The following is a 16,106-nucleotide window of genomic DNA, read 5'->3' on the forward strand; positions in this document are numbered from 1 at the left end:
TTTGGCAGAGCGAGAGTGGATGTGAGCAAACGAGCCTTTAACTTCTGCGCGGGCCCTGCCGCGCTTCCTGACGCTGTTCTGCAGCGCGCCCAGGCCGAGATGCTGGATTGGCGTGGCAAGGGCTTGTCGGTGATGGAAATGAGCCATCGCAGCGACGATTACGTGGCCATCGCCGAAAAGGCCGAACAGGACCTGCGTGACCTGCTTTCCGTCCCCTCCAACTACAAGGTGCTGTTCCTGCAGGGCGGCGCCAGCCAGCAGTTCGCCGAAATCCCGCTGAACCTGCTGCCGGAAAACGGCACCGCCGACTACATCGAGACCGGCATCTGGTCGAAAAAGGCCATCGAGGAAGCGCGCCGCTTTGGCAACGTCAACGTCGCCGCCAGCGCCAAGCCCTACGACTACCTGGCCATCCCGGGCCAGAATGAGTGGAAGCTGACCAAGAACGCCGCTTACGTGCATTACGCGTCCAACGAGACCATCGGTGGCCTGCAGTTCGACTGGGTGCCGGAAACCGGTGACGTGCCGCTGGTGGTCGACATGTCCTCCGACATTCTCTCGCGCCCGATCGACGTATCGCAGTACGGCCTGATCTACGCCGGCGCGCAGAAGAACATCGGCCCGAGCGGCCTGGTAGTGGTGATCGTGCGTGAAGACCTGCTGGGCCACGCCCGCAGCTGCTGCCCGACCATGCTCGACTACAAGGTCTCGGCCGACAACGGCTCGATGTACAACACCCCGGCCACCTACTCCTGGTACCTCTCGGGCCTGGTGTTCGAGTGGCTGAAAGAGCAGGGTGGCGTCGATGCCATGGAGCAGCGCAACCGCGCCAAGAAAGACCGCCTGTACGGCTTCATCGACAGCAGCGAGTTCTACACTAACCCGATCAGCCACAACGCCCGTTCGTGGATGAACGTGCCGTTCCGCCTGGCTGACGAGCGGCTGGACAAGGCCTTCCTCGCCGGCGCCGATGCCCGTGGCCTGCTCAACCTCAAGGGCCACCGTTCGGTAGGCGGCATGCGCGCCTCGATCTACAACGCCCTGGGCCTTGACGCAGTCGAAGCCCTGGTGGCCTACATGGCCGAATTCGAGAAGGAGCACGGCTGATGTCCGAGCACGAACTGAAGGCGCTGCGCGTTCGCATCGACAGCCTCGACGAGAAGATCCTCGAGCTGATCAGCGAGCGCGCCCGTTGCGCCCAGGAAGTGGCCAAGGTCAAGACCGCCTCGCTGGCCGAGGGCGAAAAGCCGGTGTTCTACCGCCCCGAGCGTGAAGCTGCCGTGCTCAAGCGCGTTATGGAGCGCAACAAGGGCCCGTTGGACAACGAAGAGATGGCGCGGCTGTTCCGCGAAATCATGTCATCGTGCCTGGCCCTGGAAGAGCCGCTGAAAATCGCCTACCTCGGCCCTGAAGGTACCTTCACCCAGGCTGCGGCCATGAAGCACTTCGGCCACGCGGTAATCAGCCGGCCGATGGCGGCCATCGACGAAGTGTTCCGCGAAGTGGCGGCCGGTGCCGTCAACTTCGGCGTGGTGCCGGTGGAAAACTCCACCGAAGGTGCGGTCAGCCACACCCTGGACAGCTTCCTCGAGCACGACATGGTGATTTGCGGCGAGGTCGAACTGCGCATCCACCACCACCTGCTGGTGGGCGAGAACACCAAGACCGACAGCATCACCCGCATCTACTCCCATGCCCAGTCGCTGGCCCAGTGCCGCAAGTGGCTGGATGCGCACTACCCGAACGTGGAACGCGTGGCTGTGTCGAGCAATGCCGAGGCAGCCAAGCGGGTCAAGGGCGAGTGGAACTCGGCGGCGATCGCCGGCGATATGGCGGCCAACCTGTATGGTTTGACGCGCCTGGCCGAGAAGATCGAAGACCGCCCGGACAACTCCACGCGCTTCCTGATGATCGGCAGCCAGGAAGTGCCGCCGACCGGCGACGACAAAACCTCGATCATCGTTTCGATGAGCAACAAGCCGGGTGCCTTGCACGAGCTGCTGGTGCCGTTCCACCAGAACGGCATCGACCTGACCCGCATCGAGACCCGCCCGTCGCGCAGCGGCAAGTGGACCTACGTGTTCTTCATCGATTTCGTCGGCCACCACCGCGACCCGCTGATCAAGGCGGTGCTCGAGCAGATCAGCCAGGAGGCTGTGGCGCTGAAGGTGCTGGGTTCGTATCCGAAGGCGGTGCTTTGATTTGAGATGGTTGGGGCCGCTTCGCGCCCCATCGCGACACAAGGCCGCTCCTACAGGTATTGTGCAGACCTCGAAACTGTACTGGCCCCTGTAGGAGCGGCCTTGTGTCGCGATGGGCTGCAAGACGGCCCCAATGGCCCTCACAGGCTGTCTAGATTTCTGAACAGGGTTCGCACCAGTGGTAAAAGCAGTAACAACCAAACCCGCGCCAATCATCAACCGCCTGGTCGTGGTCGGCCTCGGCCTGATCGGTGGCTCGTTCGCCAAGGGCCTGCGTGAAAGCGGCCTGTGCCGCGAAGTGGTCGGTGTCGACCTGGACGCCCCCTCGCGCAAGCAGGCCGTGGCTTTGGGCGTGGTCGATCGCTGCGAAGAAGACCTTGCCGCCGCCTGCGTCGGTGCCGATGTCATCCAGTTGGCCGTGCCGATCCTGGCCATGGAGAAGGTCCTGGCCCGCCTGGCCGCGCTCGACCTTGGCGATGCCGTCATCACCGACGTCGGCAGCGCCAAGGGCAACGTCGTGCGTGAGGCGCGGGCCGTCTTTGGAGAGCGCCTGCCGCGCTTCGTCCCCGGCCACCCCATCGCCGGCTCCGAGCAGAGCGGGGTAGAGGCCTCCAATGCCGCCCTGTTCCGCCGGCACAAGGTCATTCTCACGCCGCTGGCCGAAACCGACCCGACCGCCCTGGCCCTGGTCGATCGCCTGTGGCGCGCGCTGGACGCCGATGTGGAGCACATGTCGGTCGAGCGCCACGACGAAGTGCTGGCTGCCACCAGTCACCTGCCGCACCTGCTGGCCTTCGGCCTGGTGGATTCACTGGCCAAGCGCAATGAAAACCTCGAGATCTTCCGGTACGCTGCGGGGGGCTTCCGCGATTTCACGAGAATCGCCGGCAGCGACCCGACCATGTGGCACGACATCTTCCTCGCCAACCGCGACGCTGTCCTGCGCACGCTTGATACATATCGCAGTGATCTCGACGCTTTGCGCGACGCGATCGCTGAAGGGGACGGGCACCAGTTGCTGGGTGTATTCACCCGCGCACGCGTTGCCCGCGAGCATTTCAGTAAAATCCTGGCCCGACGGGCCTATGTGGACGCTATGAACGCCAACGATCTGATTTTCCTGGCCCAACCGGGTGGCCGCCTGTCCGGGCGAATCCGCGTACCGGGCGACAAGTCGATTTCCCACCGCTCGATCATGCTCGGCTCGCTGGCCGAAGGTACCACCGAGGTCGAGGGCTTCCTCGAAGGTGAGGACGCGCTGGCGACCCTGCAGGCATTCCGTGACATGGGTGTGGTCATCGAAGGGCCCAACCATGGTCGCGTGACCATTCACGGCGTTGGCCTGCACGGCCTCAAGCCGCCACCCGGGCCGCTGTACGTGGGCAACTCGGGTACCTCGATGCGTCTGCTGTCGGGCCTGCTGGCCGGCCAGCCGTTCGACGTGACCATGACCGGCGACGCTTCGCTGTCCAAGCGCCCGATGAACCGTGTGGCCAACCCGCTGCGCGAAATGGGTGCCGTGGTCGAGACCGGCCCGGACGGCCGCCCGCCGCTGACCATCCGTGGTGGCCACAAGCTCAAGGCGCTGACCTACACGCTGCCGATGGCCAGTGCCCAGGTCAAATCCTGCCTGCTGCTGGCCGGCCTGTACGCCGAAGGCAAAACCACCGTCACCGAGCCTGCACCCACCCGTGACCACACCGAGCGCATGCTGCGCGGCTTCGGCTACAGCGTCGAGAGTAACGGCCCGGTAGCCTCGCTGCAGTCCGGCGGCAAGCTCACTGCCACCCGTATCGAAGTGCCGGCCGACATTTCCTCGGCAGCGTTCTTCCTGGTGGCAGCGTCCATTGCCGAAGGCTCCGAGCTGGTGCTGGAACACGTTGGCATCAACCCGACCCGCACCGGCGTGATCGACATCCTGCGCCTGATGGGCGGCGACATCACCCTGGAAAACCAGCGTGAAGTCGGCGGCGAGCCAGTGGCCGACCTGCGTGTGCGCGGTGCCAAGCTGAAAGGTATCGATATCCCTGAAGAGCTGGTGCCACTGGCCATCGACGAATTCCCGGTGCTGTTCGTTGCCGCTGCCTGCGCCGAGGGGCGTACCGTGCTGCGTGGTGCCGAAGAACTGCGGGTGAAGGAATCCGACCGCATCCAGGTCATGGCCGACGGCCTGATCACCCTGGGCATCAAGTGCGAGCCGACCCCGGACGGCATCATCATCGACGGCGGCCAGCTCGGCGGCGGCGAAGTGCATGGCCACGGTGACCACCGTATCGCCATGGCCTTCAGCGTTGCCTCGCTGCGCGCCAGCGCGCCGATCCGCATCCATGACTGCGCCAACGTCGCCACCTCGTTCCCCAACTTCCTGGCACTGTGCGCCGAAGTGGGCATCCGCGTGGCGGAAGAGGGCAAGTCGTGAGTGCCCTGGCGCCGGTCATCACCATCGACGGGCCAAGCGGCTCGGGCAAGGGCACGGTCGCCGGGCTGCTGGCTCGCGAGCTGGGCTGGAAGCTGCTGGACTCCGGCGCGCTGTACCGGTTGCTGGCGTTCAACGCCAGCAACCACGGTGTCGACCTGACCAACGAAGAGTTGCTGACCAAGCTTGCCGCCCATCTGGATGTGCAGTTCATCGCCGCCGAGCCCGGTAAGCTGCAACAAATCATCCTTGAGGGTGAGGACGTCAGCAACGTCATCCGCACCGAAACCGTCGGCGCCGGTGCGTCGATGGTTGCCTCGCTGCCGGCCGTGCGGGATGCACTGCTGGTGCGTCAGCGCGAATTCCGCGAGGCTCCGGGCCTGATCGCCGACGGCCGCGACATGGGCACCGTGGTGTTCCCGGACGCGCCGTTGAAAGTCTTCCTCACCGCCAGCGCGGAGGAGCGCGCGCGTCGCCGCTACCTGCAGTTGAAGGACAAGGGTGAAGATGTTAGTCTGTCGAGTCTGCTGGATGAGATTCGTGCGCGTGATGAGCGCGACACCCAACGTGCAGTGGCCCCGCTGAAGCCAGCGGCTGACGCCATTCAGTTGGACTCTACCGAGTTGTCCATCGAGCAGGTGTTGCAACGTATCAGGAGCGAGATCGCGCTGCGCGACCTTCTCTGATAGCCAGGAGAGCAGGCAGGGGCACCAGTCAACGTCCTGCCGGCTTTCCTTTACTTAAAACAAACCCACATTGTCTGGAATGTGGCGATGGGCGTCTGTTTCGCCCGAATCTACAGGAATTAAAATGAGCGAAAGCTTTGCAGAACTCTTTGAAGAAAGCCTGAAAACCCTCAATCTTCAGCCGGGTGCCATCATCACCGGTATCGTTGTCGACATCGACGGCGACTGGGTTACCGTACACGCTGGCCTGAAGTCCGAGGGCGTCATCCCGCTCGAGCAGTTCTACAACGAAGCTGGCGAGCTGACCATCAAGGTCGGTGACGAAGTTCACGTTGCGCTGGACGCGGTCGAAGACGGCTTTGGCGAAACCAAACTGTCCCGTGAAAAAGCCAAGCGCGCCGAGTGCTGGATTGTTCTGGAAGCAGCTTTCGCCGCCGAAGAAGTGGTCAAGGGCGTTATCAACGGTAAGGTTAAGGGCGGCTTCACTGTCGACGTTAACGGCATCCGTGCGTTCCTGCCGGGCTCCCTGGTTGATGTCCGCCCTGTGCGCGACACCACCCACCTGGAAGGCAAAGAGCTGGAATTCAAGGTCATCAAGCTGGACCAGAAGCGCAACAACGTTGTCGTTTCCCGTCGCAGCGTGCTGGAAGCCGAGAACAGCGCCGAGCGCGAAGCCCTGCTGGAAACCCTGCAGGAAGGCCAACAAGTCAAAGGTATCGTCAAGAACCTCACCGACTACGGCGCCTTCGTGGACCTGGGCGGTATCGACGGCCTGCTGCACATCACCGACATGGCCTGGAAGCGTATCAAGCACCCATCGGAAATCGTTAACGTTGGCGACGAAGTCGACGTACGCGTTCTGAAGTTCGACCGCGAGCGCAACCGCGTTTCGCTGGGTCTGAAGCAGATGGGCGAAGATCCGTGGGTAGCTATCACTGCCCGCTACCCGGAAGGTACTCGCGTACAAGCTCGCGTTACCAACCTGACCGACTACGGCTGCTTCGCTGAGCTGGAAGAAGGCGTTGAAGGTCTGGTACACGTTTCCGAAATGGACTGGACCAACAAGAACATCCACCCGTCGAAAGTCGTTCAGGTTGGCGACGAAGTGGAAGTCATGGTTCTGGACATCGACGAAGAGCGTCGTCGTATCTCCCTGGGCATCAAGCAGTGCAAGTCCAACCCATGGGAAGACTTCTCCGGCCAGTTCAACAAGGGTGACAAGATCACCGGTACCATCAAGTCGATCACCGACTTCGGTATCTTCATCGGTCTGGACGGCGGCATCGACGGCCTGGTTCACCTGTCCGACATCTCCTGGAACGAAACCGGCGAAGAAGCCGTACGTCGTTTCAAGAAGGGCGACGAGCTGGAAACCGTCATCCTGTCGGTCGACCCAGAGCGCGAGCGCATCTCCCTGGGCATCAAGCAGCTGGAAGACGATCCGTTCTCCAACTTCGTTGCTGTCAATGACAAGGGCGCTATCGTCAAGGGCATCGTGAAAGAAGTTGACGCCAAAGGCGCCATCGTCACTCTGGCCGACGACATCGAAGCTACTCTGAAAGCTTCCGAAATCAGCCGTGACCGCGTTGAAGACGCGCGTAACGTCCTGAAGGAAGGCGAAGAGATCGAAGCCAAGATCATCAGCGTTGACCGCAAGTCCCGCGTTATCAGCCTGTCCATCAAGTCGAAGGACGATGCTGAAGAGCGCGAAGCCATCCAGAGCCTGAAAAACGCTCCGGAAGCGGCTGCCGACACCACCATGGCTGCGCTGCTGCGCGAAGCAATGGCCAAGCAGAACTGAGTTCTGTTTGATCGGTAAAAAAAGGCGACCTCCGGGTCGCCTTTTTTTATGCTGAAAGAAGGCCATGTCGGGGGATTGTGCGATGTTGAGTTTTGGCGACGTCATGGAAGGTCGCGGACGCGATAACAATTTCCTGATCATCAGGCTGCTGGCAGCAACTGCCGTAGTGGTGGGGCATTCCTTTGCGCTCTCCTATCTGGAGTGCCTGAGTTGCACCGACCCTGGCCTGCTGCTGGGCATGCCGGTGCCCGTTCATAGCCTGGGCGTGGAAGTATTTTTCATTGTCAGCGGTTTTCTGATCGCGGCCAGTGGAGAAAAGAATAGTGCCCGGGATTTCTACCTGGCCCGCGCATTGCGGATCCTGCCTGGCTTGCTCGTATGCCTGCTGCTCATGGCCTTTGTGCTAGGGCCTGTCATCACCTCGCTGCCGCTTGGTGAGTATCTTTCCCAGCGCCAGGTTTACAGGTACGTCTATAGCCCATTGCTGGTTTTCAAGGATGCCCAGTTCCTCTTGCCTGGGGTGAGCTTTACCCCGCGCCCCTATGGCGCTTCGGTCAATGGCAGCCTGTGGACCATCCCACTGGAAATGCGCATGTACGTGGTGCTGTGGCTATTGGTGCTCGTGGCCAAGGTTTGCCGGTGGCCGATGACAGGTTTGACGCTTGCCGCGTTGGTGATTGCACTGGGGTTGCATACCCTGCATCCAGCCTTTGCGGAGTACCCGTTCAAGCTGGTGGTGTGCTTCCTGGCAGGGGCGGTGTTCTATTCGTACCGGGCGGTGATCCCTTATACCGGGTGGCTGTTGCTTGTCTGCGTTGCGTTGTTCATCTTGGCCAAGGGTGGGCGCCTTGAGATTTTTGCATTTGCCGTTCTGACGATGTACGGCACGTTGTACGTAGCTTATTGCCCGCAGTTGAAGCTTCCCTCATTTGTGGAGGATTACTCGTATGGCATCTACCTGTATGCTTTTCCGATCCAGCAATTGTTGGCGTGGGCGATGCCATGGGTCGGGCCTTACTGGTTGATGTTGGCTGCCGTTCCGGCGTCCTGGCTGGCGGGGTATGTGTCGTGGGGGCTGGTAGAGAAGCCTGCCTTGGCGATGCGCAAACGCTTTTCCCGAGCGGGTTCGCAGCAATTGGCATAGGCGTCTGGCCTCCAATAGCTGGCGTGCCCACTTTCACCCAGAAGGTGGTGTGGCGTTCAAGACATGTGCTGCCTCAGTGGGATAACGTTGTGCCAATTCTCCGGAAACCGGCGCGATCCCTCTGTGGGGAGCGGGTTCACCCGCGAACACCGGCCTAGCCGGTGCCATCCATCGCATCGCCTGCTCCCACAGGCTGTCCATGCGGGGGCAGTGGTCTTGTCCATGTTCCCAGTACTTGCACGATCCCCTTGTGAAGAGGCCCTGTGTCGCGAAAAGTCTGCTCTCAACCGGTCGGTAATTGACTTCGAAGCAGGCAGCATCTCTGCCGGGCCAGCGACCCAAGCCGATTTCCAAAGGCCTGCACGATCTCTGTAGGGAGATTGCCCAGCCCTTTCGGGCTGCGCTGTCGCGCAGAGAACAAATATCGCTCGTCTGGCGCGTTCCTTGTAGGAGCAGCCTTGTGCTGCGAAGAGGCCGGTACAACCGATAGAAAGGCTTTGTCAGCACCGGCTGCTCCTACAGAACCCCACTACAGCAATGAGTCATCTGCCGTTCAAAGAGCGGGTCGATCCCACATGGGCTGCGCTGGCCTCAAGGCAGGTGATAACAGGTCGGTACTTGGCTTCGAAGCAGGCAACATCTTTGCAGGGGCAGCGAACCAGGGCCGATTTCCCAAAAGCCTGCACGATCCCTGTGGGAGCTGGCTTGCCAGCGAAGAGGCCGGGCCTGCCAGGCGCCGCAAGCTAGACCATTCCTGTAAAACTTCAATCTTGAATTTTTTTATTAAGTCAAGAACCGCCCTGTTCAAATCCCTCCCAGCGTGCTACAAACTGGTTAAGCAATGATCTAGCTGCTTGATAACGAAGGGAAAAATATGACGAAGTCGGAGCTGATCGAACGTATTGTCACCCATCAGGGGCTGCTCTCGTCCAAGGACGTGGAGTTGGCCATCAAGACCATGCTTGAGCAGATGTCACAATGCCTTGCCACTGGTGATCGCATCGAAATCCGCGGTTTTGGCAGCTTCTCGCTGCACTATCGCGCCCCTCGCGTAGGCCGTAACCCGAAGACTGGCCAGTCGGTCAGCCTCGAAGGCAAGTTCGTGCCGCACTTCAAACCCGGCAAAGAGTTGCGCGACCGGGTCAATGAAGAAGAGCATGAGGCCCACACCTGATTCCACAAGGAGCAATCTGATGCGTAACCTCAAGCGCGCCCTGGCGGCGGTGTTCGTGCTGCTGTTGGCGGCTGTGGTGCTGTTCTTCGTGCTGGAGAACCAGCAAACCGTCTCGTTGGTCCTGTTCGGTTGGGCAGCCCCGGCCATGCCGGTCGCCGTGCTGGTGCTGGCCGCCCTGGTCATTGGCCTGGCAGTCGGGCCGCTGCTGGGTGCCTACGGCGTACTGCGCAGCAAGCGCAAGATCAGGGCTTCTGCCCGCCAGGCAGCTCTTAGCGGTAACTAAGGATATTTCCTACACCTATTTGGGAAAGTCTCACCTATGCCTGCGCCGGCTGTCATGGAGTAATAACGCACTTCATTTTCGGCCCAGGCGAGTGTGCGCAGCATGGATTTTCCCGTCCTTTCCCATCACGGTGGTACCCGCGGCGTTACCGGCTCCTGCCATCAACTGCACCTCGGCCCGACCAGCAGCCTGCTGATCGACTGCGGCCTGGAGCAGGGCGCCGAGGCGGCGCCACTGGGCTTCGACGTGCAGGGCATTCAGGCCCTGGTCATCACCCATGTGCATCTCGACCACGTTGGTCGCATCCCGGCGCTGCTGGCGGCAGGCTATCGTGGCCCCATCCTGTGCAGCGAGCCGTCTGCCCGGCTGCTGCCACTGGTGCTGGAAGACGCTTACAAGCTGAGCATCAGTAGCCAGCCCGCCCATGTGGCGAGGTACCTCGAATTCATCCGCGACCTGATCGTGCCCCTGCCTTTCGAGCAATGGCACACCCTGGTCGAGCACCCCGGTCTCACTTGTCGCGTTCGCCTGCAGCGCGCCGGCCATCTGCTGGGTTCGGCCTATGTCGAATGCGACGTGCAGTACGAACAAGCCAACACCCGCTACGTGTTCTCCGGTGACCTCGGTGCTTGTGGCAACCCCTTGCTGCGCCCCGTGCAGCCTCCGGAACGGGCCGATGTCCTCGTGTTGGAAAGCACCTACGGCGACCGCCTGCACCCGCCTGCAGGCGACCGTCAGCAACGGCTGGAAGCGGCCATCGACCGCGCCCTGGCCGATGAGGGGACACTCCTCATTCCGGCCTTCAGCCTCGGCCGGACCCAGGAGCTGCTGTACGAGCTCGAAGGCATTCTTCACCGCAAGGCCTTGCTGAACAATGCCGGCCCGGCCCCCGATGGCGACCCGCTCGACTGGTCGCAGCTGCCCATCATCCTTGACTCCCCCCTGGCACAGCGCATTACCGGTGTGTACCGGGAGCTGCACGACTACTGGAATGCCGAAGCCAGGGCACGCTTTGCCGAAGGGCGCGACCCGCTGGGTTTCAGTCAGTTGATCAGCGTGGACACCCATGCCCGTCACCAGCAAGTGGTCAATTATCTCAAGAGCACCGGGCGGCCAGCGATCGTCATTGCCGGCAATGGCATGTGCTCGGGCGGGCGTATTGTCAATTACCTCAAGGCCATGCTGGGGGACCCACGGCACGAGGTGATGTTTGTCGGTTACCAGGCCAAGGGCACGCCGGGCGCGGTGATACAGGCTAGCGAAGGGGCGGAAGGCTTTGTGCAGATCGACCTGGATGGGCAGATGTATGAGGTACGCGCAAAAGTCGTAACCTTGCCGGGTTACTCTGGGCATGCGGATCAGACGGGCCTCGTGGCTTTTGCGTCGCCAGGCCGGGGGCCATCCGGGCGTGTGGTGCTGGTGCACGGTGATAGCAATGCCAAGATGGCGCTGGGCAAGGCCATCGAGGCGAAATTCAGGCAGCAGGGGCGTTCGGTCACAGTCTCCATCCCATGAGGAGTGTGCCAGCTAAACCTCGGAAGGGGCCAATCACGTTGTTGCGAGCGCAGCACTGTTGAGGCTGTGTAGGTCCACCCGATGGATGGCAGAGTTTTTTTAGCGTTTTTAGGAACTTACCGAAGCAAACGGTTGACTTATTCAGGATGTCGGCCTAGGGGTTGAAGCGGGCCGCGCAGGATAGTAGCTTGATGGCCGTGACTTCGCATTGGAGGCGACAAACAATAGCAAGCTACATATTTTTAAATGATGGCCAAAGGATGGCTAAGGCTGGATAACTACAATAACATGCGCCAACATCGGAAAGTAACGTGGACAATAGTCGTGGGTGCTTGTCTTCTGGTATTCCGAGGTTTCAGGAGTGGCGGCAGGTCAGTTACCAAGGCGCATAGTCAGCATCCAGCGGGTCACCGTTTCGACTTGTTAACGACCGTGCATGCCTCCATGAGAGTTCAGGGCATTTCATGCAGCATCGATTTCGCCACGCGCAGAAGGATAAGTCAGTGTGACGCAAGCACCTTTGAAAATTGCTGTGGTCAGCCAGTATTTCTTCCCTGAAAACTTCATCATCAACGATATCGTTCGGGAGTTGAGTGCGCTGGGCGTGCATGTTGAAGTTTTTACTGGTAAGCCTAACTATCCGAGTGGTGAGGTTTTCCCAGGTTATACCGCCCATGATGCGGTTGAAGACCGCTTTGCTGAAACGATTGCTGTCCATCGGGCACCGCTGCGGCCGCGCAAGAAAGGCGGGGCGAAAAATCTGATCCTCAATTATTTTTCATTCGTGGCCAACGGCGTCAGGTATTTCACACGCCATGCAAAGCGCGGCCAGTTCGATGCCTACTTCGTCTTCGCGCCATCGCCCATCACTTCTGTAATTCCTGCACTGGCCATGAAACTCGCCCACCGCGCGCCAGTGTTCCTGTGGATACAGGACTTGTGGCCGGAAAGCCTTGCGGCCACCGGCTTCGTTCGCAACAAGTTTTTATTATCGATTGTCGGCTTGCTGGTGCGTGGCCTTTATTGGGCCGTGGATGTATTGCTGGTGCAGTCACGAGCGTTCATCGACCCGGTCAAGCGCTACGCGCGGGCTGACAAGATCAATTACTACCCCAACTCTTACCTGCAGCAGGATGAGTCCGGTGAAATCTGCAAGTTGCCTGAGTCATTGACGACCTTGTTGCGCGGCCACTTCTGCGTAGTGTTCGCCGGCAACCTAGGCAGCGCGCAAGGGTTGGCCACCATCGCCGAAGCTGCGCGGGTGCTGCAGGCCGAGCATCTGCAGGCCCGTATCGTGATGGTCGGCACCGGCAGCAAGGCCGACTGGCTGGCAGAACAGAAACGCAAATGGGGCCTGGACAACCTGATCATTGCCGGCGCCTATCCGCGTACGGCGATGGCCGAACTGTTCGAGCTCAGTGGCGCATTGCTGGTTACACTCAAGCGGGACGAGATTTTCAGTTTTACCATTCCGAGCAAGGTGCAAGCCTACCTGGCAGCGGGCAGACCGATAATAGGCAGCCTGGATGGTGAAGGTGCCCGTGTCATCAACGATGCCGGTGCCGGTATTACCTGTCCTGCCGAAGACTCGGCCAGACTCGCGGCGTGCATAAGGTCTATGCTGGCCATGCCGCAGGCGCAGCGAGAACAGATGGGCACACAGGCGAGGGCCTACTTCTTGAAACACTTCGAACTCAAGGCCCAGTGCAAGACACTGGTGCGCATGTTCGAACAACGGATTGAACAGGACAAAGCGACGCAATGAACATATTGGTACTGGGTGTCTCGGGCATGCTGGGCAACGCCGTTTTCCGGTATTTCTCGGCCAATTCGCAACACCGTGTCATGGGCACGCTGCGTTCGTCGTCCGGGCGCAGGTTCTTTGCTCCTGAGCAGGCCGAGCGATTGCTGTGCGGCGTGGATGTACTCGATGCCGACGCGCTGATGGCGGCCTTCGCCAAGGCCCGGCCGGATGTGGTGATCAACTGCGTGGGCCTTATCAAGCAACTGGCCGATGCCAAGGACCCGCTTACCGCGCTGCCGATCAACGCCATGCTGCCGCATCGCTTGGCCACGCTGTGTCGCGTGTCTGGTGCGCGCCTGATCCATGTCAGTACCGACTGTGTATTTTCAGGTGCCAAGGGCATGTACCGGGAACAGGACGAGTCAGATTGCACCGACCTGTATGGCAAGTCCAAGTATATCGGCGAGTTGCACGACCTGGACGATGCTGTAACCCTGCGCACATCAATCATCGGCCATGAATTGCAAAGCAATGCATCGCTGGTCGACTGGTTCCTGTCCCAGCAAGGCAGTGTGAAAGGCTTCACCAAGGCGATCTTCTCCGGCCTGCCGACAGCCGAGCTGGCCCGTGTGATGCTGGACTACGTGATTCCCAACCCTTCGCTGAAAGGGCTTTACCATGTGTCTGCCGAGCCTATCGACAAGTACGAACTGCTCAAGCAGGTAGCGAAGGTTTATGGCAAGGACATCCAGATCGTGCCGGATGACAAACTGGTTATCGATCGTTCGCTGGACTCTTCCCGCTTCCGCACGGATGCGGGCTATCAGCCACCTTCCTGGCCGGCGCTCATAAAGTTCATGCACGAACACCGTCAATAACGAATTACAAGGAGCGCACACGTGTTCGACAACAAGATTCTCATGATTACCGGCGGCACCGGTTCTTTCGGCAATACGGTGCTCAAGCGTTTTCTCAATACCAACGTCAAGGAAATCCGCGTCTTCAGCCGTGACGAAAAAAAGCAGGAGGACATGCGTATCGCCATGTCCAACGACAAGGTGAAGTTCTATATCGGTGATGTGCGTGATTATCAGAGCGTGGCAGAGGCGATGGTAGGGGTCGATTACATCTTCCATGCTGCAGCGTTGAAGCAGGTACCATCCTGCGAGTTTTACCCGATGGAAGCGGTGAAGACCAACGTCATCGGTACCGAGAACGTGCTGAATGCAGCCATCGCCAATGGGGTCAAGCGTGTAGTGGTGTTGAGCACCGACAAGGCTGTGTACCCGATTAACGCCATGGGTATTTCCAAGGCCATGGCGGAAAAGCTGATGGTGGCCAAGTCGCGGATGATCCCGCAGCAGGGCCCAGTGATCTGCGCCACCCGTTATGGCAACGTCATGGCCTCGCGGGGTTCGGTGATCCCGTTGTTCGTCGACCAGCTCAAGGCCGGCAATGAACTGACTGTGACTGACCCGAACATGACCCGCTTCCTGATGTCGCTGGAAGACTCCGTTGACCTTGTGCTGCACGCCTTCGAAAACGCTCAGCAGGGTGACATCTTCGTACAGAAGGCTCCGGCGTCCACCGTGCAGGAGCTGGCAGAAGCGCTGCGCCAGCTGTTCAAGCGGGAAAACCCAATCAAGGTGATTGGCACTCGACATGGCGAAAAACTCTACGAGTCGCTGATTTCCCGCGAGGAAATGGCCAAGGCCGATGACATGGGCCGTTACTACCGTATCCCGGCCGACAACCGCGACCTTAACTACAAGAAGTACTTTGTCGAAGGCGAGCAGCATATCTCCGAGCTGGATGACTACACCTCCCACAATACCGAGCGGCTCGACATTGACGGCATCAAGGCCCTGCTGCTGAAACTCGACTATATCCAGGAACAACTCAATGCTTAAGGTCATGACCCTGGTCGGCACCCGGCCCGAACTGATCAAGATGAGCCGCGTCATCGCTGAACTCGACGAGCAGGCCAACCATGTACTGGTGCATTCCGGTCAGAACTACGATTACGAGCTCAACCAGGTATTCTTCGATGATCTGGGCATTCGCAAGCCGGATCATTTCCTGGGGGCAGTGGGTGCCACGGCAGCCGGTACTATCGCCGAAGTCATCGCCAAGTCCGATGAAATCTTCGAGCTGGAAAAACCCGACGCCCTGCTGCTGTATGGCGACACCAACACATGCCTGGCCGTGATCGCTGCCAAGCGTCGGAAGATCCCTGTATTCCACATGGAGGCGGGTAACCGCTGTTTCGATCAGCGGGTGCCGGAAGAGCTGAACCGCAAGGTGCTCGACCACCTCAGCGACATCAATATGGTGTTGACTGAGCATGCCCGGCGCTACCTGCTGGATGAAGGTATCCGCCCGGAAACCATCATCAAGACCGGTTCGCACATGCAGGAGGTGCTGGACTACTACCGACCTCGTATCGACGCCTCCACGGTACTGGAGCGCGAGGGGCTAGAGGAAGGCAAGTACTTCATCGTCAGCACCCACCGCGAAGAAAACGTCGACACCCCGCAGAACCTGCGCGATCTGTTGGCATCTCTACGCGCCCTGGCCGACACCTATGGCCATCCGATCATTGTTTCCACCCACCCGCGTACCCGCAAGCGTCTCGAGGACCTGGGCGAAAGCTTGGAGCACCCACTGATCCGCTTCGTCAAACCCTACGGCCTGCTGGACTACATCCGTCTACAGATGGGCGCGCTGTGTGTGCTCTCGGACAGCGGTACCATCACTGAAGAGGCCTCGCTGCTGAACCTGCCGGCGGTTACCATCCGCAACGCCCACGAGCGCCCGGAAGGCATGGATGAAGGCACTCTGATCATGTGCGGCCTCACCCCGGACCGCGTGCTGGATGCCGTGCGCGTGGTGATCAGTCAGCACGACCGTAACCAGCGGGTGATCCCGGTGGTGCAGGATTATCTGGGCGGGCCGGTTTCCAAGCAGGTGGTGCGGATCGTGTACAGCTACACCGACTACATCAACCGCACGGTCTGGTCCAAGTAACCAGCACAAGGCTAATGGCCGCCAGTCACGCGACTTGGGCTGTCTTGCGGCTCATCGCGGCAGCCCCTTGGCGCCAACTGACAGGCTTTAGGCCATGATTGATCCCCGCTCTGGC

General features: G+C 60.3%; 13 protein-coding genes. All 13 read left to right on the forward strand.

Annotated elements, in window-relative coordinates:
- Nucleotides 1-21 precede the first annotated feature (21 nt).
- The 13 genes from serC to wecB all read left to right on the forward strand — a co-directional run bounded on the left by serC (nucleotide 22) and on the right by wecB (nucleotide 15,991).
- The gene (serC, locus tag MKK04_RS06590) at nucleotides 22-1,107 is read left to right on the forward strand and encodes a 3-phosphoserine/phosphohydroxythreonine transaminase (RefSeq protein WP_233687210.1); all 1,086 of its coding nucleotides are present in this window, start codon (nucleotides 22-24) and stop codon (nucleotides 1,105-1,107) included.
- A complete protein-coding gene (gene pheA / locus MKK04_RS06595) occupies nucleotides 1,107-2,201 on the forward strand; it encodes a prephenate dehydratase (RefSeq protein ID WP_025338102.1) in 1,095 nt (364 codons plus the stop codon). The genes serC and pheA overlap by 1 nt, the downstream gene beginning before the upstream one ends.
- Before the next feature lie 211 nt (nucleotides 2,202-2,412).
- Nucleotides 2,413-4,620 (forward strand): bifunctional prephenate dehydrogenase/3-phosphoshikimate 1-carboxyvinyltransferase, encoded by a 2,208-nt coding sequence (locus MKK04_RS06600; protein ID WP_233687214.1) that lies wholly within the window; start codon nucleotides 2,413-2,415, stop codon nucleotides 4,618-4,620.
- Nucleotides 4,617-5,303 (forward strand): (d)CMP kinase, encoded by a 687-nt coding sequence (cmk, locus tag MKK04_RS06605; protein ID WP_063911621.1) that lies wholly within the window; start codon nucleotides 4,617-4,619, stop codon nucleotides 5,301-5,303. The genes MKK04_RS06600 and cmk overlap by 4 nt, the downstream gene beginning before the upstream one ends.
- Before the next feature lie 124 nt (nucleotides 5,304-5,427).
- Nucleotides 5,428-7,104, forward strand: coding sequence for a 30S ribosomal protein S1 (gene rpsA, locus MKK04_RS06610; protein WP_003252673.1), 1,677 nt, complete (start codon nucleotides 5,428-5,430; stop codon nucleotides 7,102-7,104).
- Between the two features lie 82 nt (nucleotides 7,105-7,186).
- Nucleotides 7,187-8,248: an acyltransferase family protein gene (locus MKK04_RS06615; RefSeq protein WP_241106362.1), complete on the forward strand. Its 1,062-nt coding sequence runs from the start codon at nucleotides 7,187-7,189 to the stop codon at nucleotides 8,246-8,248.
- An 874-nt stretch (nucleotides 8,249-9,122) separates the two neighbouring features.
- The gene (gene ihfB, locus MKK04_RS06620; RefSeq protein ID WP_013971456.1) at nucleotides 9,123-9,422 is read left to right on the forward strand and encodes an integration host factor subunit beta; all 300 of its coding nucleotides are present in this window, start codon (nucleotides 9,123-9,125) and stop codon (nucleotides 9,420-9,422) included.
- Between the two features lie 19 nt (nucleotides 9,423-9,441).
- Nucleotides 9,442-9,705, forward strand: coding sequence for a lipopolysaccharide assembly protein LapA domain-containing protein (locus MKK04_RS06625; protein WP_207829056.1), 264 nt, complete (start codon nucleotides 9,442-9,444; stop codon nucleotides 9,703-9,705).
- Between the two features lie 102 nt (nucleotides 9,706-9,807).
- Nucleotides 9,808-11,220 (forward strand): MBL fold metallo-hydrolase, encoded by a 1,413-nt coding sequence (locus MKK04_RS06630; protein ID WP_241106363.1) that lies wholly within the window; start codon nucleotides 9,808-9,810, stop codon nucleotides 11,218-11,220.
- A gap of 505 nt (nucleotides 11,221-11,725) precedes the next feature.
- A complete protein-coding gene (locus tag MKK04_RS06635; protein WP_241106364.1) occupies nucleotides 11,726-12,985 on the forward strand; it encodes a glycosyltransferase family 4 protein in 1,260 nt (419 codons plus the stop codon).
- A complete protein-coding gene (locus MKK04_RS06640) occupies nucleotides 12,982-13,842 on the forward strand; it encodes a dTDP-4-dehydrorhamnose reductase family protein (protein ID WP_241106365.1) in 861 nt (286 codons plus the stop codon). The genes MKK04_RS06635 and MKK04_RS06640 overlap by 4 nt, the downstream gene beginning before the upstream one ends.
- A 21-nt stretch (nucleotides 13,843-13,863) precedes the next feature.
- Nucleotides 13,864-14,874, forward strand: a complete 1,011-nt coding sequence (locus tag MKK04_RS06645) for a polysaccharide biosynthesis protein (protein WP_241106366.1) — start codon at nucleotides 13,864-13,866, stop codon at nucleotides 14,872-14,874.
- Entirely contained in the window at nucleotides 14,867-15,991 is a 1,125-nt protein-coding gene (wecB, locus tag MKK04_RS06650; protein WP_241106367.1) for a non-hydrolyzing UDP-N-acetylglucosamine 2-epimerase, read from the forward strand. The genes MKK04_RS06645 and wecB overlap by 8 nt, the downstream gene beginning before the upstream one ends.
- The last annotated feature ends 115 nt before the right edge of the window (nucleotides 15,992-16,106 follow it).

Origin of the sequence: Pseudomonas sp. LS.1a (assembly GCF_022533585.1) — a bacterium.
Taxonomy (GTDB): Bacteria; Pseudomonadota; Gammaproteobacteria; order Pseudomonadales; family Pseudomonadaceae; genus Aquipseudomonas.

What these genes read in the sequence shown, in the direction of transcription:
- MKK04_RS06640 (WP_241106365.1), top strand. Translation starts at nt 12,982, where the DNA reads ATGAACATATTGGTACTGGGTGTCTCGGGCATGCTGGGCAACGCCGTT.
- wecB (WP_241106367.1), top strand. Translation starts at nt 14,867, where the DNA reads ATGCTTAAGGTCATGACCCTGGTCGGCACCCGGCCCGAACTGATCAAG.
- MKK04_RS06630 (WP_241106363.1), top strand. Translation starts at nt 9,808, where the DNA reads ATGGATTTTCCCGTCCTTTCCCATCACGGTGGTACCCGCGGCGTTACC.
- MKK04_RS06615 (WP_241106362.1), top strand. Translation starts at nt 7,187, where the DNA reads ATGTTGAGTTTTGGCGACGTCATGGAAGGTCGCGGACGCGATAACAAT.
- rpsA (WP_003252673.1), top strand. Translation starts at nt 5,428, where the DNA reads ATGAGCGAAAGCTTTGCAGAACTCTTTGAAGAAAGCCTGAAAACCCTC.
- MKK04_RS06625 (WP_207829056.1), top strand. Translation starts at nt 9,442, where the DNA reads ATGCGTAACCTCAAGCGCGCCCTGGCGGCGGTGTTCGTGCTGCTGTTG.
- ihfB (WP_013971456.1), top strand. Translation starts at nt 9,123, where the DNA reads ATGACGAAGTCGGAGCTGATCGAACGTATTGTCACCCATCAGGGGCTG.
- pheA (WP_025338102.1), top strand. Translation starts at nt 1,107, where the DNA reads ATGTCCGAGCACGAACTGAAGGCGCTGCGCGTTCGCATCGACAGCCTC.